The sequence below is a fragment of the Pseudomonas sp. Sample_23 genome (assembly GCF_004307595.1).
GTDB lineage: Bacteria > Pseudomonadota > Gammaproteobacteria > Pseudomonadales > Pseudomonadaceae > Aquipseudomonas > Aquipseudomonas atacamensis.
This window is the reverse complement of the sequence record NZ_RCNX01000035.1, coordinates 145751-168977: the sequence shown is the minus strand read 5'-3', so window position 1 is coordinate 168977 and position 23227 is coordinate 145751. Positions and strand designations below refer to the sequence as shown.

19 protein-coding genes and 1 pseudogene are annotated in these 23227 nt (G+C 60.3%); 5 read left to right on the top strand and 15 right to left on the bottom strand.

From position 1 onward, the window contains the following. Window positions 1–266: 266 nt before the first annotated feature. The 3 genes from D8U82_RS08855 to plsB all read right to left on the bottom strand — a co-directional run bounded on the left by D8U82_RS08855 (window position 267) and on the right by plsB (window position 4003). Window positions 267–956 (bottom strand): DUF4197 domain-containing protein, encoded by a 690-nt coding sequence (locus tag D8U82_RS08855; RefSeq protein ID WP_130887773.1) that lies wholly within the window; start codon window positions 954–956, stop codon window positions 267–269. A gap of 27 nt (window positions 957–983) precedes the next feature. Next, window positions 984–1382, bottom strand: coding sequence for a YbaY family lipoprotein (locus D8U82_RS08850; RefSeq protein ID WP_130902043.1), 399 nt, complete (start codon window positions 1380–1382; stop codon window positions 984–986). A gap of 119 nt (window positions 1383–1501) precedes the next feature. Then, window positions 1502–4003 carry a glycerol-3-phosphate 1-O-acyltransferase PlsB gene (gene plsB, locus D8U82_RS08845; RefSeq protein WP_130887774.1) on the bottom strand — a complete coding sequence of 834 codons (2502 nt, stop codon included), beginning with the start codon at window positions 4001–4003 and terminating at the stop codon, window positions 1502–1504. Between the two features lie 236 nt (window positions 4004–4239). On the opposite strand from plsB, the gene D8U82_RS08840 reads away from it, so the two are divergent. After that, window positions 4240–4449: a cold-shock protein gene (locus D8U82_RS08840; protein WP_016771489.1), complete on the top strand. Its 210-nt coding sequence runs from the start codon at window positions 4240–4242 to the stop codon at window positions 4447–4449. 138 nt (window positions 4450–4587) lie between these two features. Here the strand turns inward: D8U82_RS08840 and D8U82_RS08835 are convergent, their stop codons facing one another. From D8U82_RS08835 to D8U82_RS08820, 4 genes are all read right to left on the bottom strand, one after another. After that, complete coding sequence (locus tag D8U82_RS08835; RefSeq protein ID WP_122610710.1) at window positions 4588–4965, bottom strand: hypothetical protein; 378 nt, start codon at window positions 4963–4965, stop codon at window positions 4588–4590. A gap of 75 nt (window positions 4966–5040) precedes the next feature. Beyond that, window positions 5041–5850: a putative RNA methyltransferase gene (locus D8U82_RS08830; protein WP_130902042.1), complete on the bottom strand. Its 810-nt coding sequence runs from the start codon at window positions 5848–5850 to the stop codon at window positions 5041–5043. Next, window positions 5850–7001 carry a succinyl-diaminopimelate desuccinylase gene (gene dapE, locus D8U82_RS08825; RefSeq protein ID WP_016771486.1) on the bottom strand — a complete coding sequence of 384 codons (1152 nt, stop codon included), beginning with the start codon at window positions 6999–7001 and terminating at the stop codon, window positions 5850–5852. The genes D8U82_RS08830 and dapE overlap by 1 nt, the downstream gene beginning before the upstream one ends. Window positions 7002–7210: 209 nt before the next feature. Next, window positions 7211–9802 carry a glycosyltransferase gene (locus D8U82_RS08820; protein WP_056783195.1) on the bottom strand — a complete coding sequence of 864 codons (2592 nt, stop codon included), beginning with the start codon at window positions 9800–9802 and terminating at the stop codon, window positions 7211–7213. A gap of 214 nt (window positions 9803–10016) precedes the next feature. Between D8U82_RS08820 and tcdA the strand changes: the two genes are divergently transcribed. After that, window positions 10017–10835 (top strand): tRNA cyclic N6-threonylcarbamoyladenosine(37) synthase TcdA, encoded by an 819-nt coding sequence (gene tcdA, locus D8U82_RS08815; protein WP_039762445.1) that lies wholly within the window; start codon window positions 10017–10019, stop codon window positions 10833–10835. A gap of 121 nt (window positions 10836–10956) precedes the next feature. On the opposite strand, the gene D8U82_RS08810 is transcribed toward tcdA, so the two are convergent. The 4 genes from D8U82_RS08810 to D8U82_RS08795 all read right to left on the bottom strand — a co-directional run bounded on the left by D8U82_RS08810 (window position 10957) and on the right by D8U82_RS08795 (window position 14118). Continuing rightward, a complete protein-coding gene (locus tag D8U82_RS08810) occupies window positions 10957–11361 on the bottom strand; it encodes a SufE family protein (protein WP_016771483.1) in 405 nt (134 codons plus the stop codon). After that, window positions 11358–12563, bottom strand: coding sequence for a cysteine desulfurase (locus D8U82_RS08805; protein WP_130902041.1), 1206 nt, complete (start codon window positions 12561–12563; stop codon window positions 11358–11360). The genes D8U82_RS08810 and D8U82_RS08805 overlap by 4 nt, the downstream gene beginning before the upstream one ends. A 126-nt stretch (window positions 12564–12689) precedes the next feature. Then, window positions 12690–13724, bottom strand: a complete 1035-nt coding sequence (gene dapD / locus D8U82_RS08800) for a 2,3,4,5-tetrahydropyridine-2,6-dicarboxylate N-succinyltransferase (RefSeq protein ID WP_041478134.1) — start codon at window positions 13722–13724, stop codon at window positions 12690–12692. A 31-nt stretch (window positions 13725–13755) separates the two neighbouring features. After that, entirely contained in the window at window positions 13756–14118 is a 363-nt protein-coding gene (locus D8U82_RS08795; protein WP_038860603.1) for an ArsC family reductase, read from the bottom strand. Window positions 14119–14208: 90 nt separating this feature from the next. Between D8U82_RS08795 and D8U82_RS28415 the strand changes: the two are divergent. After that, window positions 14209–14307 (top strand): annotated as a pseudogene (locus D8U82_RS28415) (metal ABC transporter ATP-binding protein); the annotation flags it as partial. 102 nt (window positions 14308–14409) lie between these two features. Further along, a complete protein-coding gene (locus D8U82_RS08785; RefSeq protein WP_125925187.1) occupies window positions 14410–16044 on the top strand; it encodes a Na+/H+ antiporter in 1635 nt (544 codons plus the stop codon). Window positions 16045–16068: 24 nt separating this feature from the next. On the opposite strand, the gene D8U82_RS08780 is transcribed toward D8U82_RS08785, so the two are convergent. The 4 genes from D8U82_RS08780 to map form a co-directional block, all read right to left on the bottom strand. Continuing rightward, window positions 16069–16824, bottom strand: coding sequence for a M12 family metallopeptidase (locus tag D8U82_RS08780; protein WP_125917998.1), 756 nt, complete (start codon window positions 16822–16824; stop codon window positions 16069–16071). Window positions 16825–17011: 187 nt separating this feature from the next. Further along, a complete protein-coding gene (gene dapC, locus D8U82_RS08775) occupies window positions 17012–18211 on the bottom strand; it encodes a succinyldiaminopimelate transaminase (RefSeq protein WP_125925188.1) in 1200 nt (399 codons plus the stop codon). 223 nt (window positions 18212–18434) lie between these two features. Further along, on the bottom strand, window positions 18435–21137 hold the full coding sequence (locus D8U82_RS08770; protein WP_016771478.1) for a [protein-PII] uridylyltransferase: 2703 nt from the start codon (window positions 21135–21137) through the stop codon (window positions 18435–18437). A gap of 40 nt (window positions 21138–21177) precedes the next feature. Beyond that, window positions 21178–21960, bottom strand: coding sequence for a type I methionyl aminopeptidase (gene map / locus D8U82_RS08765; protein ID WP_016771477.1), 783 nt, complete (start codon window positions 21958–21960; stop codon window positions 21178–21180). 373 nt (window positions 21961–22333) lie between these two features. On the opposite strand from map, the gene rpsB reads away from it, so the two are divergent. Beyond that, entirely contained in the window at window positions 22334–23071 is a 738-nt protein-coding gene (rpsB, locus tag D8U82_RS08760) for a 30S ribosomal protein S2 (protein ID WP_003222119.1), read from the top strand. Window positions 23072–23227 lie beyond the last annotated feature (156 nt).

The window sequence follows — 23227 nt, the reverse complement described above, 5'->3', positions numbered from 1 at the left end:
CACCTCGGTCAGTCCCCTCTCCCTCCGGGAGAGGGCTAGGGTGAGGGGCTTTTGATCTGTTTCTTTTGCGGATACTGACTCGGTATCTCAAGCCGACGTTGCTCTGGTAATCAGCCCGACTTCCCGCTATGACTGCGCATCGGCAGAGGATTTCCCTTGCTGAACTGCGGTGAATCGTGTCCTCGGTCCGGTCGATCCACAAAGCGGATGCGCAAAAAAAACCGCTGAACCGAGGAAGTTGAGCGGGCTTTTTTTGGGTTCGGAAATTACAACGTACCAAACACCTTCTTCGCCAGACTCGTCGCCGCAGCGGCCGGGTTCTGACGAATTGTTTCTTCCTGCTTGCCGATCATCTCGAACAAACCATTGAGTGCCTGTTCGGTGACGTAGCTTTCAACGTTGGCGCTCTTGGCGTCGACGACACCGAAAGCCGCAGCTTGACCTGCAAAGGTGTTGTACTTCTGCGCGACGCCGACCTTGTCGGTGGCTTGCTTGACGATGGGCAGGAATTTCGCGCGGATCTGTTCGCGGCTGGATTTGTTCAGGTATTGGGTCGCCGAATCGTTGCCGCCGCTGAGGATGCCTTTGGCGTCGGCCACGCTCATTTTCTTCACTGCATCGACGAGGATTGGCTGGGCCTGGGTCACGGCGGATTCGGCGGCTTTGTTCATCGCGGTTTCCAGTTCTTCGACCTGGGCGCCCATGCCGAAGGCTTTCATCTTGCTCGCGGCTTTGCCGAGTTTGCCTGGCAGTTCGATTTTCACTTCGGGGTTATTGCTGAAGCCACCCGGGGTGCCGAGTTGTTTCACGGCGATCTGTGCGCCTTGGGTCAGGGCGTCCTTGAGGCCGCCGGTGGCGTCTTGTTGCGACAGGTCGTTGAGCGACAAGGCCAAGGCGTTGGCGGAGATCAGCAGACCGGCGCAGGCGGCGGCGAAGCGAAGGGTAGGGCGGCGCATGGCGGCTTCCTTGTGGCGAAAAATGGATTAACGAACGGCGTCGACGCGGATTTTCAGCGGCTGCGGGTCGTTGCCGTCGAGTTGCACGGCGTGGTTTTCGGTGGTGATGAACATCAGCTCGCCGTTGACTTCAATGCGCGCGCTGACCGAGTAACGGTGGCCGGATTTGACCTGCGCCGAATCGTAGCTCAAATGGAATGGCAGCGGCACTTGGCCTTTGATCGGGCCTTTCTGTTCGGCGAGGACGATGGCCGTTGCATCGGCCAGCGACACATCTTGCAGGCTCACGCTCAGGGTCGCGCTCGGGGGCAGGGCGATGCGTTGCAGGTAGAAGACTTCGCCGTCGAGGCTGGCCTTGCCGGCGGGTGTGGTTGATTGGCAGGCGCTGAGCAGGGTGGCGGAGGCGAGGGTCAGCAATTTTTTCATGGGAGAATCTCCTTTCAATGTGGGAGCGAGCCTGCTCGCGAAAGCGCTGGGTCAGTCAAACTAAATGTCGACTGACATTCCGTCTTCGCGAGCAGGCTCGCTCCCACAGGTCTAAGGCTTCAAGCCTCAGGCTGTGGCGTGATCTGATCCGCCGCATCTTCACTGCGGTGCAGCGCGACCTGGCGGATAGACAGGCGAATCTCCGCTGGCAGCACGCGCTTGGCCGCGCCTTCGGCCAGCTCGCCGAGCAGTTCGTGGTAGCTGAGCTTGCCGGCTTCGTCGCGGCGCAGGACGTCGAGGTCGAGCAGGGTCTGGATGAAGTGGCGGAACAGACTCTTGTCGAAGAATTCCGGCGCATTGAGACCATGGAGGATCGACAGGCGCTGGGCCATCACTGTGCACAGATCTTCCAGCTCTTCGGCGCTGATGCTGTTCTGGCCGCTGTTGAGCAGCAAAGATACGGTCATGTAGAAGCGCTGCAGGGTCTGCGCGATGCTTTTAGACAGCAGCGTCAGCAGCACGAAATGCCGCGAACTCGGCGCCGGGCGCATGTAAACGTCCTTCTCGAAACGCAGCAGGCCCTGCTCGACGAACGCTTCCAGCCACTGATCGATCACCGCGTCGAGTTCGTCCAGGCTCCAGCGGATGAACAGCTCCGATTGCAGGTACGGATACAGCGCGCGGGTGTAGCGCAGGATCTGCTCGCGGCTCATGCGCGAGGTGCTCTGGAAGAAACTCGCCAGCAACGACGGCAGAGCGAAAATGTGGAGGACGTTGTTGCGGTAGTAAGTCATCAGGACCGCGTTCTGCTCGTCCAGATACAGAATCTTGCCCAGCGCATCGTTCTGCTCGGCGAGCAGATCCATGTCTTTCACATGCTCGATCAGCGCCCGGCCATCGCCTTCCGGCAAGGTGGTGTGCGGCGAATACGGGACTTTGCGCAGCAGCGCCAGATACAGGTCCAGCACCCGCGCCATGGCGCGATCATCCAGGGCCAGACGCGTGGTCGACAGCAGAGCCAACGCCACCAGATTCACCGGATTGATCGCCGCCGCTTCGTTCAGATGCCGGGCGACTTTCTCGCCGAGGCGGTTGGTGGTTTCGTTGAGCCACGCCGGTTTGAACTGCGGGCCGAGCTCCTGCCGGCGCCAGTCCGGTTGCTCGGCGTCGAGGAATTCCGCCAGTTTGATCGGCTCGCCGAAGTTCACCGCGACCTGGCCAAAGCGCTGCTTGAGCGCGCCGATCACTTTGAAAATGTCGAAGATCGATTCTTTTTTCTTGCTCGCCCCACGTAGTTCGCCGAGGTAGGTGCGGCCTTCGAGCACGCGCTCGTATCCGATGTACACCGGCACGAAGACGATCGGCATCCGCGACGAACGCAGGAAACTGCGCAGGGTGATCGCGAGCATGCCGGTTTTCGGTTGCAGCATGCGCCCGGTGCGCGAGCGACCGCCCTCGACGAAATACTCCACCGGAAAACCTTTGGTGAACAGGGTGTGCAGGTATTCGTTGAACACCGAGGTGTACAACGGATTGCCCTTGAAGGTGCGGCGCATGAAGAACGCACCGCCGCGACGCAGCAGGCTGCCGATCACCGGCATGTTCAGGTTGATCCCGGCGGCAATGTGCGGCGGGGTCAGGCCGTTGCGGAACAGCAGATACGAGAGCAGCAAGTAATCGATGTGGCTGCGGTGGCACGGCACGTAGATCACTTCGTGACCTTGCGCGACGTTCTGCACGCCCTCGATGTGGTTGACCTTGATGCCGTCGTAGATCTTGTTCCAGAACCAGCTCAGCACCACTTCGAGAAAGCGGATCGCGGTGTAGGTGTAGTCCGAGGCGATTTCGTTGCCATAGCGCAGGGCCTGGGCCTTGGCTTTCTCCGGGGAGATTTTCTCGCGCTCGGCTTCGTCGAGGATCGCCTGTTTGACCAGCGGCTGGTTGAGCAGGCCTTTGACCAGATTGCGCCGGTGGGAAATGTCCGGGCCGATCACCGCAGCTTTGAGATTGCGGAAGTGCACGCGCAGGATGCGCTGGGCCATGCGCACGGTGCGCTCGTGGCCCTTATTGTGATCGATCAGTTCGCGCAGGTGGATCGGCGCGGAAAACTGCACGCGGGTTTTACGCCCGAGGACGATGATGCTCAGCAGCCGGCGCAGGCGTCCGGTGACTGCCCAGCTGTCGGCGAACAACAGTTTCCACGGACTGTTTTCGCTGTCCGGGGACTGGCCCCAGAACACGCTGACCGGAATGATCTGCGCGTCTTCGGCAGCATTCTGAGTCAGCGCGCTGACCAGACGGGTGAGAGTCGGCGGCGCGCCGCGTTTGTCCTGGCGACCGAGCCAGTCCGGGTCCGGCGTCAAATAGAAAAACGCCGCTGGTTCGATGAGTGAACCCACCGACACCGCCAGCACCGGGCGTGGCAAACCGGCCTTGGTGCACTCTGTGTCAACCACCGCCAGATCGGTCAGCGAAGGGTTTTGCAGGACGTAGAACACCGGACGACTGCGGTCGAGGTTAAGAGTGAACGACGACTGATTGATGGTCTCGGAGCGAACCCAGAGATACAACAGGCGGCGCAGGGTGCCAAACACAAGACGGCGGAACGGGGAACGGGTCATACGGCTTCTGCGTGAGTGAATAAAACCGAGCAGGCGCTCGGGGCGGACAGTTTGCCGTATTAGGCGAAAATCGGCAAAAAAGCACCGAAGTAATCTCCTGTTGAGAGTTTTCGCACCTGTCATATACTCGGCGCTCTGTTGCCGGTGCCCTGTCATGGACGTCGGACGCAGGCTGACGTTCCTCGAAGGCTTTCCTGCGAAAAGCCCGTTCAATAATAAAAAAGGAGTATGAACAGATGGCAACACGCGAAACCGGCAACGTGAAGTGGTTCAACGACGCCAAAGGCTATGGCTTTATCCAGCGCGACGACGGCGTGGACGTGTTCGTGCACTACCGCGCGATTCGCGGTGAAGGGCACCGCTCGCTGACCGAAGGTCAACAGGTTGAGTACGCGGTGATCACCGGCGAGAAGGGATTGCAGGCTGAGGATGTTGTAGGTCTGTAACACAAACCTCCAGAACGCCAAAAACCACTGTGGGAGCGAGCCTGCTCGCGAATGCGGTGTATCAGTCACCATTCATATCGACTGACACTGCGCATTCGCGAGCAGGCTCGCTCCCACGTGGGCTCTACGTTGCCCTGGTTACGCGGTCTTCCAGGTGATTTCTTCTTCCCCGTCTTCGCTGATGCGAATCCAGCGATCAGCGGTTTCTTCACCTTCTTCTTCGACCCACGTTCCCGGTGCGCAGCGCACCTCGACGTTCAGTGCCGCGAAGGCTGCGCGGGCGCAGGCGATGTCGTCGTCCCATGGGGTCTGGTCGCTTTCCAGGAACAGGCTATTCCACTTGCCCACGGCTTTCGGCAGCCAGGTCACCGGCACGTTGCCGGCCTTGCACTTGTACGTCTGGCCCTTCTGTACCCAGTCGCTGCACGGGCCCAGCGCGGCGCCGAGCCAGGCGGCGATGGCCTTGTGGTCGACGTCGGCGTCTTTCAGGTAAATCTCGATGTCCGGTTGGCGCATGGATGTCCTCACTGCGGGTCTGAAAAATCCATTCGCGGATTTAGCCGGCCCCGGGCCTGTGCCCGAGACCAAAAGTTATTGAAGAACGAAATAATCGTAGCGCATCGACACGGTGGTCTCGAACGGCTCGGCCTGCTCGATCACCGCCGCGCGACGCTCGGCACTGGCGCGCCAGCCGTGGGGCGTCATTGCCAACAGGTTGGCGCGATCCTCGGGCTTGTCCAGCGTCAGCTTGAATTCCAGGGTTTCACTGTGCGCCAAGGCCATGCCTGCCGGCACCAGGGCCAGGTGCTTGTCGTCGGTGTACTCGCGCACTTCGTCGTACAGGCGTTCGCGCAATTCCATCAGATGGCCACGGGTCGGGCCGACTTTCATCAGCCCGCCGCCGGCGCTGAGCAGACGCTTGGCTTCCTCCCAATCCAACGGACTGAAGACGCTGGCGAGAAATTGGCAACTGCCTGAGGCCAATGGCACACGGGCCATGCTGGCGATCAACCAGGTAATCGCCGGGTTGCGCTTGCAGGCGCGTTTGACGGCTTCGCGGGAAATGTCCAGCGCGTAGCCGTCAGCATTGGGCAAAGCCTCTGCGATTTGCGCGGTGTAGTAACCCTCGCCACAACCGATGTCGACCCAGCGCTCTGGCGCATAACTCGCCGCCAACTCAGCCAGACGTTTGGCCACTGGCGCGTAATGCCCGGCGTTGAGGAAATCACGCCGCGCCTCGACCATCGCTTGATTGTCGCCGGGGTCGCGGCTGTTCTTGTGCTGCACCGGCAACAGGTTCAGATAACCCTGACGCGCACGGTCAAACCGATGCCCGGCGGGGCAGACCACGCCGTTCTCTACCGCATTGAGCGGTTCATTGCAGATCGGGCACGCGAGCATCAGGCGAGCAACTTGATCAGAGTCTGGTAATAGATTTCCGTCAGCACGTCGAGATCGGCTGCCAGCACGCGCTCGTTGACCTGGTGGATGGTCGCGTTGACCGGGCCCAGTTCAACCACTTGCGTGCCCATGGTCGCGATGAAACGGCCATCGGAGGTGCCGCCGCTGGTCGACGCCTTGGTCTCGCGACCGGTGATGTCCTTGATGCTCGACGATACCGCGTCGAGCAGCGCGCCCGGTTCGGTGAGGAACGGCAGGCCGGACAGTGCCCAGTCGATGTGCCAGTCCAGACCATGCTTGTCGAGGATGTCGGCAACGCGTTTCTGCAGGCCTTCGACGGTCGATTCGGTGGAGAAACGGAAGTTGAACACCGCCACCAGATCACCCGGGATCACGTTGGTCGCGCCGGTGCCGGAATTGAGGTTGGAAATCTGGAAACTGGTCGGCGGGAAGAAGTCGTTACCGTGGTCCCAGTGCTCGGCGGCCAGCTCTGCCAGCGCCGGAGCGGCGAGGTGGATCGGGTTCTTCGCCAAATGCGGGTAGGCCACGTGGCCCTGCACGCCTTTGACCGTGAGCTTGGCGCCGAGGGAGCCGCGACGGCCGTTTTTCACCACATCGCCGACCAGGGTGGTGCTCGACGGTTCGCCAACGATGCACCAGTCCAGGCGCTCGTTGCGCGCGACCAGACGTTCGACGACAGCCTTGGTGCCGTGATGCGCCGGGCCTTCTTCGTCGCTGGTGATGAGGAACGCGACCTTGCCTTTATGGTTCGGGTAATCGGCGACAAAGCGTTCAGCGGCGACTGTCATCGATGCCAGGCTGCCTTTCATGTCTGCCGCGCCACGGCCGCAGAGCATGCCATGTTCGTCGATCACGGCATTGAACGGATCGATCTGCCATGCGGTAACCGGACCGGTCGGCACCACGTCGGTGTGGCCTGCGAAGCACAGCACCGGGCCGTCGTTGTTGCCATGAGTGGCCCAGAAGTTATCCACATCTTCGATGCGCATCGGCTCCAGGGTGAAACCGGCATCGCCCAGGCGCTGCATCATCTGCTTCTGGCAGTCGGCATCGACCGGGGTTACGGAGGGACGGCGGATCAGGTCGATGGCCAGTTGAAGGGTCGGCGATAGGTCGGCGTGGGCCGTCATGGAAAACTCCGGATCATGAATTTGAGCGAGGCCAATGTGGGAGCGAGCTTGCTCGCGAAAGCGGTGTAACAGGCAACATAAGGGTTGAATGTTACAAAGCCTTCGCGAGCAAGCTCGCTCCCACAGGGATAGGAGCGCGCCCGCAAAATGGCGGTTATCTTAAAGCAAAACGGCGACCATTGGCCGCCGTTTAGTGCTGCGTTGCGGATTTAGACGACCGGTGCCGGCTCAGCCTTGGCCACAGGTTTGGGCAGCGACGACAGGAACGCCATGATCAGCGCCGCCAGATACGGCAGCGACTGCACCAGCAGCATGGTTACCCAGAAGCGCATGTCATTGCTCGGAATGCCCTGCACGAGGAAGATCCCCAGCGCCGCGCCCCACAGCAACAGCATGATGAACAGCTCCTCGCGAGCCTCGCTGATCGCCACCCAGAAACCGTGGTTGTCGGCGTTTTTCGGCGTGCGGAAAAACGGAATGCTGCTGGTGAAGAAACCGTACAGCACCGCTTTGGCGATGGTGTGCGACAACGCCAGCCCCGCCAGTGCCGCGCAGAACGCATCCTTCAGATTCACACCGACGGCGCGGCGATAAAGGAAGATGATCTTGCCGACCTTGAACACGAACAGCGCCAGCGGCGGGATCGCGAAAATCAGCAACGGCGGATCGACCCGCTGCGGCACGATGATCATCGCCGCCGACCACAGCAACGCGCCGACGGTGAAGAAGATGTTCATGCCATCGGCGACCCACGGCAGCCAGCCAGCGAGGAAGTGATAGCGCTGACCACGGGTCAGTTCGGTGTCCTTGCCGCGCAGCAGGCTGCGGGTGTGGCGCTTGATGATCTGGATCGCGCCATAGGCCCAGCGGAAACGCTGTTTCTTGAAGTCGATAAACGTATCCGGCATCAGACCCTTGCCATAGCTGTCGTGGTAATACGCCGCCGACAGGCCTTTCTCGAATACGCGCAGGCCGAGTTCGGCGTCTTCACAGATGCACCAGTCAGCCCAGCCCAATTCCTCCAGCACGGAACGGCGGGTCATGGTCATGGTGCCGTGCTGAATGATCGCGTCACGGTCGTTGCGGGTGACCATGCCGATGTGGAAGAAGCCCTTGTATTCGGCGTAGCACAGCTTCTTGAAGGTGCTTTCGTTCTGGTCGCGATAATCCTGCGGCGACTGCACCACGGCGATTTTCGGGTCGGCGAAGTGCGGCACCATGTGCTTGAGCCAGTTCGGGTGCACGCAGTAATCGGAGTCGATCACCGCAATGACCTCGGCATCCTTGGCGGTGTGCGGAATCAGGTAATTCAGCGCGCCGCCCTTGAAACCGGCCAGCGGCGAAACGTGGAAGAACTTGAAGCGCGGGCCGAGGGTTGCGCAGTAATCGCGCACCGGTTCCCACACCGCCGGGTCCTTGGTGTTGTTGTCGATGATCAGGACTTCGAAGTCCGGATAATCGAGTGCGGCCAGTGCGTCGAGGGTCTGTTTGACCATCTCTGGCGGCTCGTTGTAGCACGGCACATGGATCGACACTTTCGGCCGGTAATCAGAATCGCCCAGCACCGGCAGGAATTCCCGACGGCGCTTGTGAATCCACACCGCTTCGGCCAGTTCATGGGCCTCGGTGAGCAGGACGATGAATACCCCGAGCGCACCGAGCGCCAAGAGAAATCCGACCGTGAGGCTGAACCACGTGCTGTATTGCTGGCTGTAGTCGTAACCGATGTACACCAGCACCGAACCGCAGAGGAACGCGATAAACGTCAGGAACGTGCGACCGCGCTGGCGCAGGGCTGAGCCGTCGATCATCAGCAGGGTCAGCGACAGGAGCGCCAGCACCACCGAGCCGATGGCCAGCACGCGCCATTGCGGAATCGCCACCACCGGGCCTTCGAAATTGAATTTCTGCTGGCGCGCGGCGTTGAACACGCCCCAGTAGGCGCCGACCGAACCTTCATCGCTGGCCTTCCACGGCTGATCGAACGCTTCGATCACGAAGTAGTTGAAGCCTTGGCGATTGAGCTTGTTGACCAGTGTGCGCAGATAAATTGCCTGATCTGCCGGCGAGGCATCGGCGCCACCGCGCATGCGACCGTTGCTCGGCCAGCCGACCTCGGAGAGCAGCAGCGGTTTTTTCGGAAACAGTTTTTTCAGATCGCGGGCGCGGTCGAAGACGAACTGGCCGGCCTTGTCCACCGGAATGAATTCCCAGTAGGGCAGGACGTGGGCGGCGATCAGGTCAACGTGCTTGGCCAGTTGCGGGTATTTCTCCCAGATGTGCCATTGCTCGGAGGTGGTCACCGGTACTTTGACCGCAGCGCGCACCCGATCCAGCAGAACGATCAGCGCTTCCGGGGTGATTTCCTCGCGAAACAGCGCCTCGTTGCCGACCACCACGCGCACGACGCTGCGCGAGGTGTTGGCCAGTTCGATGGCTTTGGTGATTTCCCGTTCGTTGCGTTCCTGGTCCGGGCTGATCCAGATGCCGAGGGTGACGCGCAGGCCGAATTCTTCAGCCAGTTTCGGGATGTCTCCCAGCGAGCCGTCGACCGAATAGATACGAATGTTGTCGGTCAGCTTGCTCATGATTTCCAGGTCACGGCGCATTTCGTCGTCAGACGGATACTGATCCTTCTGTGGGAATTGCCCCTGCTGGAATGGCGAATACGAGAAGCCGGAGATTTGCTGCGGCCAGTTCGGCGCCGTGACCGGGCGATTGACCAGCGCCCAGAAACCGGTGAACAAGGCAGCGATGGCCAGCACCACCACCAGGTTGAGTCCAAATTTACGCGATGACATATCTGTTTCGGGTTCCAAAGGCTGTGGAACGAAGGATCGGTCGGATAGACGCCCGAGGGGCGCGCATCCTACACCGGCGGTTAACCAGCCGTACAACTGACGGGAAAATGCCTGACATTGGGCAGCCGCCTCTGACTTAAGTTCTTACACTTGTCGCTTGCAGCTTAAAACTTGTCGCTGCGTAGCCCTATAATGCGCGCCGGTTTTTGGGGTAATGGTCATGAGTACAGAAGATCCGCGGTTTGCAGGCATCGCCCGTTTGTATGGCATCGAAGGCCTGGAACGCTTGCGCGCCGCCCATGTGGCGATCGTCGGCGTCGGTGGCGTCGGTTCCTGGGCGGCGGAAGCCATGGCCCGGTGTGGGGTGGGCGAGATTTCGCTGTTTGACCTCGACGATGTCTGCGTCAGCAATGCCAACCGCCAGCTGCATGCGCTGGACAGCACCGTCGGCAAACCCAAGGTCGAGGTGATGGCCGAGCGGCTGCGCGGGATCAACCCCGATTGCACGGTGCACGCCGTGGCCGATTTCGTTACCCGTGACACCATGGCCGAATACATCACGCCGAACATCGACTGCGTGATCGACTGCATTGATGCGGTCAATGCCAAAGCAGCGCTGATCGCTTGGTGCAAACGCCGCAAGATCCAGATCATCACCACCGGCGGCGCGGGCGGGCAGATCGATCCGACGCTGATTCAGGTCTGCGATCTGAACCGCACCTTCAACGATCCGCTGGCTTCGAAAGTGCGCTCGACCTTGCGTCGTGACTACGGCTTCTCCCGCACCGTGACCCGCCACTACAGCGTGCCGTGCGTATTTTCCACCGAACAGCTGCGCTACCCGAAACCGGATGGCAGCATTTGTCTGCAGAAGAGTTTTGTCGGCGATGGCGTGAAGCTCGACTGCGCCGGCGGGTTTGGCGCGGTGATGATGGTTACCGCGACATTTGGCATGGTCGCGGCGACCAAGGCTGTGGACAAGATTGTCGCTGGTGTTCGGCGCCCGGCGGACCGGGTCAAGCCTCAAGCCTGAAGGTATTTGATCGTTCCCACGCTCCGCGTGGTAATGCAGCCCGGGACGCTCCGCGTCCCATCCAGAGCCGAACGCGGAGCGTCCGTTGAGGCATTCCCACGCAGAGCGTGGGAACGATCAGTCAGCGAGCCAACTCATTCATCCGCTGAAGCACGGCATTGAGGCCATTGCTGCGCGATGGCGATAGCTGGCGGGACAGGCCGAGCTGATTAAACCAATCCGGCAAATCGATTTGCTTTATATCAGCCGCCGACAAGCCGTTGACCCGCAACAGCAGCAACGCCACCAACCCGCGAATCATCCGCGCATCGCTGCTTGCCTTGAACTGCCAGTGTCCGTCGCGCAAATCCCCGACCAGCCACACCTGACTCTCACAGCCATGCACCCGGTTGGCCTCGCACTTTTGCGCGTCATCCAGCGCCGGCAAGCGATCGCCGAACTGCATCAGCAACCGCGCCCGCTGTTCCCAGCCAGCCGCATTCTGAAAGATCTGCAGCGCCTCAGCCGCTTCAACCGGCAGGCTCATCGCAACATCTCCAGCGCCTGATTCAGCGCCTCGAAAAAGCGCTCCAGATCTTCCGAGTCGTTATACAGCGCCAGCGACACGCGAATCGCGCCGGCCAGTTCGAAGCTTTTCATCAATGGCATGGCGCAGTGATGCCCCGCGCGCACGGCAATGCCTTGTTCGGTGAGCAGGTGCGCCAGATCAGCGTTGTGCACGCCTTCGACGACAAAACTGGCCAGCGCCAGTTGCGGCTTGCCGAGCAGGCGAATGCCGTTGCGTGCGGCGAGGCCGCGCAGCAGATAGTCGTGCAGTGCCGCTTCATGGGCAGATACGGCGTCCTGATCCAAACCGGCCAAGTAGTCGAGGGTCGCTCCGAGGCCGATGACACTGGCGATCGGCGGTGTGCCTGCCTCGAACCCCAACGGCGCCGGGCGGAAGCGCGAATCCTGGTAGTTGGCGTCGAGCACCATCTCGCCGCCGAACTGCCAATGCTGCAATTGCTCCAGCGCAGCGTTGCGCCCGAACAGCACGCCGAGGCCATCGGGGCCGTAGAGTTTGTGGCTGGAAAATACATAGAAGTCGCAACCCAGCGCCTGTACATCATGCCGACCGTGCACCACACCTTGCGCACCATCGACCACGGTCAGCGCGTTCTGCGCCTTGGCCATGCCCAGCAAAGCGGTCAGTGGCTGCCAGGCGCCGAGCACATTGGACAACTGGCTGACCGCCAACAAACGCGTGCGCGGGCCGATCAGGTGTACGGCAGCGCCGAGGTCGATCAGGCCGTCGGCATCCAGCGGCAGGATCACCAGTTTCAGGTTGCGACGTTGCGCCAGTTGCTGCCACGGCAGCAGGTTGGCGTGATGCTCCAGGGCGCTGATGACAATCTCATCGCCCGGCTGAAACAGAGGCTCCAGACCATAAGCCAGCAGATTCAGCGCGCTGGTGGCGCCGTGGGTGAAGATGATTTGCCCGCTGTCACCGGCATTCAGCCATTGGCCAACCTTGCGCCGACTGTCTTCGAACGCTTGCGTCGCGTGGGCACCGGGCAGGTGTTGCGCACGATGCACATTGGCCGCGCCGTTGGCGTAGTAATGCGTCAGTGCGTCGAGCAGGGCCTGGGGTTTTTGCGTGGTGGCGGCGCTGTCCAGATAGGTCTGGTCTTGCCGTTGCAGCGCGGCGATGGCCGGGAAATCGGCGCGCCAGGGGGAGGGGATCATCATGGGTTCAGCCCTGTGAAATTGGGCGGGGTGTACGCCAAACCTTGTGGGAGCGAACCTGCACGCGAAAGCGTCCTTGAGGACGCCAAAAGCTTCGCGAGCAGACTCGCTCCCACAGGCCTACAGCGCTTAGTTGTGAGCGTGCAGCGCTTCGTTCAGTTCGATCGCCGATTTGTGGGTCTTGCATTCCACAGCACCGGTTTCCGAATTGCGACGGAACAGCAGATCAGTCTGACCGGCCAGCTCACGTGCTTTCACAACCTTGACCAGATTGTTGTTTTCGTCGAGCAGCGCAACCTTGGTGCCAGCGGTCACGTACAGGCCCGATTCCACAGTGTTGCGGTCGCCCAACGGAATACCGATACCGGCGTTGGCGCCGATCAGGCAGCCTTCGCCGACCTTGATCACGATGTTGCCACCGCCCGACAGGGTGCCCATGGTCGAGCAACCGCCGCCCAGGTCCGAACCCTTGCCGACGAAGACGCCAGCGGAAACGCGGCCTTCGATCATGCCCGGGCCTTCGGTGCCAGCGTTGAAGTTGATGAAACCTTCGTGCATCACGGTGGTGCCTTCGCCGACATAGGCGCCCAGACGCAGACGTGCAGCATCAGCGATACGCACGCCGGCCGGTACCACGTAGTCGGTCATTTTCGGGAACTTGTCCACCGAGAACACTTCCAGCAGCTCGCCGCGCAGGCGTGCTTCGAGTTGCATTTCCGCCAGTTCGCTCAGGTCGATCGCGCCCTGGCTGGTCCACGCCACGTTCGGCAGCAGCGGGAAGATACCGGCCAGGCTCACGCCGTGCGGCTTGACCAGACGGTGCGAGAGCAGATGCAGCTTGAGGTAGGCCTCAGGCGTGGAGGTCAGTTGCGCGTCTTCGGCCAGCAGCGTGGCGACCAGCGGCTTGTGGCTTTCGGCCAGGCGGGTCAGCAGCTTGCCTTGCACGGCGTCGATGCCTTTGACGGCTTCAGCCAGTTGCGCAGCCTGGGCGGTGGTGAAGGTGATGGCCTGGTTGCCTTCGGTGTAACCGAGGATCGGCGCAACAGCCGCGACCAGTTCGGCCGAAGGGTTGAGCAGTGGCTGGGCGTAGAACACTTCCAGCCATGCGCCTTGACGGTTCTGGGTGCCGACACCAAAGGCGATGCTGAACAGGGAATTGGACATGTGAATACCTCTACAAAGAGTGACGGGCTGCTTACTTCAGAGCGGCCGCGTAGATATCTGGCTTGAAGCCAATCAGGGTTCGGTCACCGAGATCGAGCACCGGGCGCTTGATCATCGAGGGTTGTGCGAGCATCAGTTCGATGGCTTTCGCTTGGTCGAGATCGGCTTTGCGTTCGTCGTCGAGTTTGCGAAAGGTCGTGCCGGCGCGGTTCAACACGGTTTGCCAGCCGTGCTCGTCGCACCATTGGGTCAGGTGCTCACGGTCAATGCCGGCGGTCTTGTAATCGTGAAAGTCATAGCTGACAGCGTGTTCATCGAGCCAGGTGCGCGCCTTTTTCATGGTGTCGCAGGCTTTGATGCCGAAAAGGTGCAACGTTTTACTTGAAACGGCCAAGGAATCGCCCCCTTTACAGGTGCTGGAAAAAAATGGTGACGGATTATGCCATGACCGGACGGTTTCGTCGGCCACGGTTGTCGTAACGCTGTGAAACCTGTGGGAGCGAGCTTGCTCGCGAAGGGGGCCTGTCAGTCAATTTCTGTGCTGAATGACACACCGCATTCGCGAGCAGGCTCGCTCCCACAAGGGTGTCGCTTGCGGCCCTGCGACATAGGTGCAACGGTCAGCCACAGCCTAAGGCGCTAATATGGCAGTTCAACGCTGTCGATCGCCTGAGATTCTGGTTTTATGCAAACTGCTTACACCGTCCTCATCCTGCTGATGCTGGTCAGCGTCTCGCGACTGGTCGGGCGGGTCATCCCGCTGCCGTTGCCGCTGGTACAAATTGCTGCCGGTGCCTTGCTCGCCTGGCCGACGCTTGGCCTGCACGTCGCCCTCGATCCCGAATTGTTCCTGTTTCTGTTCCTGCCGCCGTTGTTGTTTTCCGATGGCTGGCGCATGCCCAAACGCGCCTTCTGGCAATTGCGTGGACCGATCCTGACCCTGGCGGTCGGCCTTGTTCTGTTCACCGTGGTCGGTGCCGGTTATTTCATTCATTGGCTGTTGCCAACGATTCCGCTGCCAGTGGCCTTTGCCCTGGCAGCGGTTTTATCGCCAACGGACGCCGTGGCGGTTTCAGCGATTTCGCAGAACCGTCTCCCCACGCCGCTGATGCACATCCTTCAGGGCGAGGCGCTGATGAATGACGCCTCAGGCCTGGTGACCTTCAAGTTCGCCCTCGCTGCAGCGGTCACGGGCGTGTTTTCGTTGACCAATGCCAGTCTGACCTTCGTCGCGGTGGCGCTCGGTGGCCTGGCTGTGGGTGTAGCGTTGAGCTGGCTGGTCGGGCGCCTGCGCGCGTGGATGATCGCCCGCGGCTGGGACGATCCGGCCACTCACGTGGTGTTCATGTTGCTGCTGCCGTTCGCCGCTTACGTACTGGCTGAACGTCTGGGCGCTTCGGGCATTCTTTCGGCGGTGGCGGCGGGGATGATGCAAAGCTGGCTCGACCTGCTGCCGCGCCAGACCAGCACGCGATTGCTTAATCGCAGCGTCTGGGCGCTGCTCGAATTTGCGTTCAATGGCTTGATCTTCCTGCTGCTTGGCCTGCAATTGCCAGACATCATCAAGGCGGTGGTCAGCCATGAGCCGACGCTGTGGCCAACGCTGTTCTATCGCTGCCTCGATGTGCTGGCGATTTTCGTCGCGCTGGTGCTGCTGCGGTTCATCTGGGTGCAGAGCATCTGGCGCTTGTCGGTGTTGCTGCGCCGACTGCGCGGCAAGGGCGAGCTGACCCAAGTGCCGACGGCGCGTTCATGCTGGTTGCTGACGGTGGGCGGTGTGCGCGGGGCAGTGACGCTGGCAGGCGTGATGTCGGTGCCGATGCTGATCGGCGCCGAGGCTTTTCCTGAGCGCGACTTGCTGATCTTCATTGCTGCCGGGGTGATTCTGCTGTCGCTGGTCTCGGCCTGTATCGCGCTGCCCTTGCTGCTGCGCGGCATCGACAAAAGTCCTGACGACAAGCGTCGTCAGGAAGTGCGCGACGCTTGGCGCAAGACAGCCGAAGCGGCGATTCACTCGCTGGAAAGCGAAGAAGTGGTCCCGCAGGATGCCGCTCAAGCGGCGCTGGCAGCGGAGCTCAAGGCGCGGATCATGTCCGAATATCGCCATCAACTTGATGTGTTCAATGATTCCGCCGAGGCTCAGGCGCTGGCATTCCAGATGGATCTGCTTGAACGGCGTTTGCGCTTGAAAGCGCTGCGCGCGCAGCGTCTGGAACTCTACAGCCTCAGTCGTCAGCACCAGATCGGTGATGACGTGTTGCGAGAAGTGCTCGGGGAACTGGATTTGAGCGAGGCCAATCTGGGCCAGGTCAAGTCGTAGCACGAGATGATTCCTGATGGCGATTCAAGGGGATTCGCAAGAGCCGCCGTCAGGAATTTCGATCGGATAAAAATGTGCGCAGATGCGTTTGTCCTGCCAACTTATTTCCGTGTTCATCGGTATCTCAAACTTCCCATCGGTTAGTTCCTTCTCGACAGGATAATGCATGATTGAAGTCGGATCGTATGGGGTGACGGTGATCGCCTCGTCTATCGGTGTAAAAATGTTCAGGTCCACGCTTTGCTTATCCATTCCCCATTTTTCCGCATATTCCTGATAGACCTTCGGTCTGTTCCAGGGAATGTTCGCATCAGGGTGCAGATGCTCATGATGAAAACCGAGCGCATGACCGAACTCGTGTATTACTACCGTGCGAAAATCCGCATCTCCCGGTCGCGCGTATATGAACATCGTGGGTTTTCCTGCCGCGACTGTTAGTGCGTCGGTGCCAATTTGCGAAGCGTTTTGAGTAGTGTCGGTTGTAATTCGGATTACGCCGTCTTTACTATCGATGAAGCTAAAGGTGAGGCTGACATAGTCCGCCCATTCCCATATATGGCTCTTTATCGCTTCTTTCAGCGAGGCGGGTGGGTTGTCCATAAACGAAATGGTCAGATGGCGGCTCGGGTGCCAACACTTTGCATTGAGTGCCATGGTCCGGGAGGTCAGGCCTGAGTTGTTGGTGTACGAAATATTTTTTGAGTTTTCATTGATGGCCGCTCGAAAGCTGGCAACTGGATCTTCTATTTCAAGATTCAGACAGGGTCTGGTTTTGTACATGGTCAATTCCTTTGAGGTTTTTATCCAGGGTTGAATGCAAGTTAGTGGTTAAAAACTTGTAGTTTGTAAGTTGGTTATTGCGGGGGGTAGGTTATTAGTTAGTGTATTGAGGAGTAAAGGAGGGGGTTGTAAGGTAGCGTTTCTTTTTTTAGTCCGCATCAGGTGGCCTGATGCGGACTCTTGAAAGTTACTGTTGGCGAGTTACGAATGCGCGTATTCTTTCGGCGGCCTCGACACATTCAGCCAACGGCGCAACCAGCGCCATGCGCACGCGGCCCGCCCCCGGATTGACGCCATCGACATCGCGAGACAGGTACGAGCCCGGCACCACGGTCACATGCTCCTGCTCGAACAGATCGCGGCAGAACGCCGCATCATCGCCCTGCACATTCGGCCACAGATAGAAGCTGCCATCCGGGCGCTGTACGTCCATGACCGGGCTGAGAATGTTCAGCACCGCATCGAACTTCTCGCGATACAGCGCGCGGTTGGCGCGCACATGCACTTCGTCATTCCACGCGGCAACGCTGGCCAGTTGAGTCTGTACCGGCATCGCGCAGCCGTGGTAAGTGCGATAGAGCAGGAAACCCTTGAGTATGTCGGCATCGCCGGCAACGAAGCCTGAACGCAGGCCCGGCAGGTTGGAGCGCTTGGACAGACTGTGGAAGACCACGCAGCGCTTGAAGTCATTGCGGCCCAGTTCGACGCAGGCGCTGAGCAGGCCCGGCGGTGGAGTTTGCTCGTCGAAGTACAGTTCGCTGTAGCACTCATCGGCGGCAATGACGAAGTCGTACTGATCAGCCAGGGCGATCAGTTTCTTCAGGGTCTCGACCGGAATCAGCGCGCCGGTCGGATTGCCCGGCGAGCACAGGAACAGAATCTGGCAGCGCTGCCAGATCTCCGGCGCTACTGCGTCGAAGTCCGGGTTGAAGCCGTTTTCATCCAGGCATGGCAGGTAATGCGGCTTGGCCCCGGCGAGGAACGCGGCGCCTTCGTAGATCTGATAGAACGGGTTCGGGCTGACCACCAGCGCATCGTCGCCCCGATTGACCACGGTCTGGGTAAAGGCGAACAGCGCTTCACGGGTGCCGTTGACCGGTAGCACATTGCGCGCCGGATCGATCCAGCCGTTCGGCACACCAAAACGACGCTCGCACCAGCCGGCGATGGCTTCGCGCAGGGCCGGGATGCCGAGGGTGGTCGGGTACACCGCCATCTGATCCAGACTGTTCGCCAGCGCTTCGGCGACAAAGCTCGGCGAACGGTGTTTCGGCTCGCCGATCGACAGGGCGATCGGGCGTTTGTCCGGGTTCGGCGTAACGCTGCCGAGCAGGGCGCGGAGCTTTTCGAACGGGTACGGCTGGAGCTGGTTCAAAGCGTTGTTCATGGGGGCCTCTTTTAAATGCTCAAGAGCTTTCTGTGGCGAGGGGATTTATCCCCGTTGGGCTGCGCAGCGGCCCCAAAAACCATTCACTGCGGTTCAACTTACTGTCCGCATACACAGGTTTTACGACTGCTTCGCAGCCGAACGGGGATAAATCCCCTCGCCACAGGGGATTGTATGTACCGGAGGAAAGCATGGGCTGCATTCACGGGAATAAACGGGTGATTCAGATACTGATCCGCGAAAGTTTGATATCCGGTTCCTGATTGACGCTCAACTGTTCGACGATCGCATCCTGCAGACGGCTGCACAGCAGCGGATCGGACAGCGGCTGGTTGTGCGCGTCGGTGATGAAGAACACGTCTTCCACGCGCTCGCCCAGGGTCGCAATCTTGGCGTTCTGCAGCGACAGGTCGAACTCGAGGAAAATCCCCCCGACCCGCGCCAGCAGGCCCGGCCGGTCGGGCGCGGTCAGCTCCAGCACGGTCACTGGACGCTGGGCGTCGTTGTGAATGGTGACCTGCGGAGCGAAGGCGAAGTGTTTGAGCTGACGCGGCACCCGGCGCTGGATGATCGTCGGGTAGTCGTCCGGGTTGCGCAGCGCTTCGGTCAGGCCTTCGCGGATCTGCTTGATCCGCGCCGGATTGTCGCCGATCGATTCGCCTTCGTTGTCGAGCACGATGTAGGTGTCGAGGGTGAACTGGCTGCTCGAGGTGATGACCCGGGCATCGTGAATGTTCAGGTTGAGCTGGTCCATCGCCGCCACGGTCACGGCGAAGAAGTCATGCTGGTCCGGTGCATAAATGAAGATCTGCGTGCCGCCCTCGAACTCGCGCTGGGTGGTTTCCTTGATCAGCACCAGCGGCCCGCCATCAACCGGTTGCTGCAGGATCGCGTCGCTGTGCCAGGCTACATCGCCGGCGGTGTGACGCAGGAAATAGTCATCGCCCAATTGCGCCCACAGCTGCTCGACGTCGTCCGGATCGGTGCCGCCGCGCACCAGAATGTCCAGCGCCGCGCTTTGCGTCTGGCGGATCTGTTCTTCGCGATCCACCGGGTTTTCCAGACCCCGGCGCAGGGCGCGCTTGGTCTCGGTATAAAGCTGGCGCAGCAGGCTGGCGCGCCATGAGTTCCACAGCGTCGGGTTGGTAGCGTTGATGTCGGCCACGGTCAGCACGTAGAGGTAGTCGAGGCGGGTTTCGTCGCCGACCGCCTGGGCGAAATCGTGGATCACCTGCGGGTCGGACAGATCCTTGCGCTGCGCAGTGGTGGACATCACCAAATGGTTCTGCACCAGCCAGACGATCAGGCGGCTGTCCCATACCGGCAACTGGTGACGCTGGCAGAACGCCTCGGCATCGACCGCGCCGATCTCCGAGTGATCGCCATGCCGGCCCTTGCCGATGTCGTGATACAGACCGGCCATGTAGATCAGCTCAGGCTTGGGCAGCTTGGCCATGAGCTTGGCCGCCAGCGGAAATTTCTCCGAGACCTGGGTGTACTGCAGTTTGCGCAGGTGCTTGATCAAATTCAGCGTGTGCGCATCGACGGTATAGATGTGGAACAGGTCGTGCTGCATCTGCCCGACGATAAAACCGAACTCCGGCAGATAACGGCCGAGAATGCCGTAACGGTTCATCCGCCGCAGATTGCGGTGGATGCCGATCTTGCACTTGAACAGCTCGATGAACAGGCTGGTGTTGCGGATATCGTTGCGGAAGTTGTCATCGATCAGGTGCCGATGTTCACGCAGCAGACGAATGGTGTCGGCGCGCACGCCTTTGATTTCCGGCTGCTGGGCCATCAGCACGAAAATCTCCAGCATGGCGAACGGCGTGCGGCGGAACACGTTGTCATTGCGCGCTTCGATGTAACCGTCATGCAACTGGAAGCGCGAATTGATCGGTTGCGGCGGCGCTTCGTCTTCCGGAGCGAGGATGACTTCCTCGAAGTGCTGGATGATCAGATCGCTCAGTTGGGCGATGCTCATCACCGTGCGGAAATACTGCTGCATGAAGTTTTCGACCGCCTGTTTGGCGTCGTCTCCTTCAAAGCCGAGCAGGCCGGCAATGGTGCGTTGATGATCGAACAGCAAGCGGTCTTCGGAGCGGCCGGCGAGCATGTGCAGCGCGTAGCGCACTTTCCAGAGGAATTCCTGGGAGGAGGCGAGCAGGGCGTTTTCGCTTTCGACCAGAAAGCCTTCGCCAGCGAGGGCGCGCAGGTTCAGGGTGCCGTACTGACGGCGGGCGACCCAAAGGATCGTCTGAATATCGCGCAGGCCACCGGGCGAGCCTTTAACGTTCGGTTCGAGGTTGTACTCGGTGTCGTTGTATTTGTGGTGGCGAGCCTTCTGCTCGGCACGCTTGGCCAGGAAGAACTCCTTGGCCGGCCACATGTGCGCGGTGCTGGTGACGTCGAGCATGCGCTGGCGCAGACGCTCGGGGCCGCAGATGGTGCGGCTTTCCATCAGATTGGTGACCACAGTCAGGTCGGCGCGGGCCTCTTCTGCGCATTCGTCGACCGAGCGCACGCTCTGGCCGACCTCCAGACCGATGTCCCAAAGCAGCGTCAGAAAACGCTCGATGGAATCGCGGAAAACTTCGTGGTCGGCACTGTCGAGCAGAATCAGCAGATCGATATCAGAGTAGGGGTGCAGTTCGCCGCGACCGTAGCCGCCCACCGCCACCAGAGCGATGTCGGCGTCTTCGCTCCAGTTGAACTGCTCCCAGGCCTTTTGCAGGATATTGTCGACAAACCAGGCGCGGTCCTCAATCAGCCGGCGGATGTCGCGGCCATTGCGAAAACGCGTGTCGAGGACCTCGCGGGCCTGGCGGATCGCCTTCTTGAACGCCGCGATAGGACTCGCTTTGAGGGCCAGTTCAGCCTGGAACTGGCCGCGGTCGAAGAGTTCGGGATCCACCTGCGGCATCGATTGGCTTTCCTTCTATAGGCTGGGAGCGTTCTGGGTGTCAGGCCGAGACACGCGGGATGGTGTCATCGCTGCGCAAGGTGAAGATCTCGTAGCCGGTGTCGGTGACCAGCAGGGTGTGTTCCCACTGTGCCGAGAGCTTGCGGTCTTTGGTGATCGCGGTCCAGCCGTCGCCCAGAACCTTGGTGTCGGCCTTGCCCTGGTTGATCATCGGCTCGATGGTGAAGGTCATGCCAGCCTTCAGTTCCATGCCGGTGCCGGCGCGACCGTAGTGCAGAATCTGCGGTTCTTCGTGGAAGACCTTGCCGATGCCGTGACCGCAGAACTCGCGCACCACCGAGAAACCGTTCTTTTCCGCGTGCTTCTGGATGACTTCGCCGATGTCGCCGAGGCGGCAGCCGGGTTTGACGATCTCGATCGCCTTGTACATGCATTCCTGGGTGACCTGCGACAGGCGCTCGGCCCAGACCGGCACTTCGCCGACGTGGAACATGCGGCTGGTGTCGCCGTGGTAGCCGTCCTTGATCACCGTGACGTCGATGTTCAGGGTGTCGCCGTTTTTCAGCGGCTTGTCGTTAGGGATGCCGTGGCAGACCACATGGTTGATCGAAGTGCAGATCGACTTCGGGTAGCCCTTGTAGTTGAGCGGGGCAGGGATGGCCTGCTGCACATTGACGATGTAGTCGTGGCAGATCTGGTTGAGCTGATCGGTGGTCACGCCCGGTTTGACATGTTCGGCAATCATTTCCAGCACATCGGCGGCCAGTTTGCCGGCGACACGCATGCCAGCGATGTCCTCGGGGGTTTTGAGGTTGACGGTCATACAGGCTCTCTCTGCGCTCGGCGGCGCTTACGGATACGAATTGGGTGGCAAGCGTACATTTTGCGACCCTGAAAAACGCGATTCTACCAGACGGGAGGCGCAAATCCGCGCCTGCATGTCCAGCTTCTGTCTATACAATGGTGCCCATCGAGCCGATTCCAAGGGGGCTGCGCCCGTGTCCCTGGTGCGAATACAGATTCCGGGTTCCGTTTCTGCGCACCCTGTGGTATAAAATGCGCCGCTTTCCGGGGATGCCCCGAAAAGCTTAAATCCACACACGTGTCGACACGATGACCTGGGTGCCTTGGGCTTTATGCCTCTGGTTGGTCATTGGGATACGTGGAGGCCAAACCCGACTTATCAAGGAACTATCATGTCCCAAGTCAACATGCGCGATATGCTGAAGGCCGGTGTGCACTTCGGTCACCAAACCCGTTACTGGAATCCGAAAATGGGCAAGTACATTTTCGGCGCGCGTAACAAGATTCACATCATCAACCTTGAAAAAACCCTGCCAATGTTCAACGAAGCTCTGACTTTCGTAGAGCGTCTGGCCCAGGGCAAAAACAAGATTCTGTTCGTCGGCACCAAGCGTTCCGCTGGCAAGATCGTTGCTGAAGAAGCAGCACGTTGCGGCTCGCCGTACGTCGATCACCGCTGGTTGGGCGGCATGCTGACCAACTTCAAGACCATTCGTGCTTCCATCAAGCGTCTGCGTGACCTTGAAGTTCAAGCCGAAGACGGTACTTTCGCCAAGCTGACCAAGAAAGAAGCGCTGATGCGCTCCCGTGATCTTGAGAAGCTGGATCGTTCGCTGGGCGGCATCAAGGACATGGGCGGTCTGCCAGACGCACTGTTCGTGATCGACGTTGACCACGAGCGCATCGCGATCACCGAAGCCAACAAGCTGGGCATCCCGGTCATCGGCGTTGTCGATACCAACAGCAGCCCGGAAGGCGTTGACTACATCATCCCAGGCAACGATGACGCCATCCGCGCTATCCAGCTGTACATGGGTTCGATGGCTGACGCAGTTATCCGCGGCCGCAACAACGTTGCTGGCGGTACTGTAGAATTCGCAGCTGAAGAAACTCAGGCTGCAGCTGAGTAATCGACGCCCCTGGCGTTGACTCAGTAAGCAAAAAGGGGGCTTGGCCCCCTTTTTGCCACCTCGAAAACCATTTGTCGGCGCCCACGTCTGTATTTGTCATGTGCGGCAGCCAACATGGGTGGTTCGGGAAGAATTGAACGCCCGTTCGATCGGGTG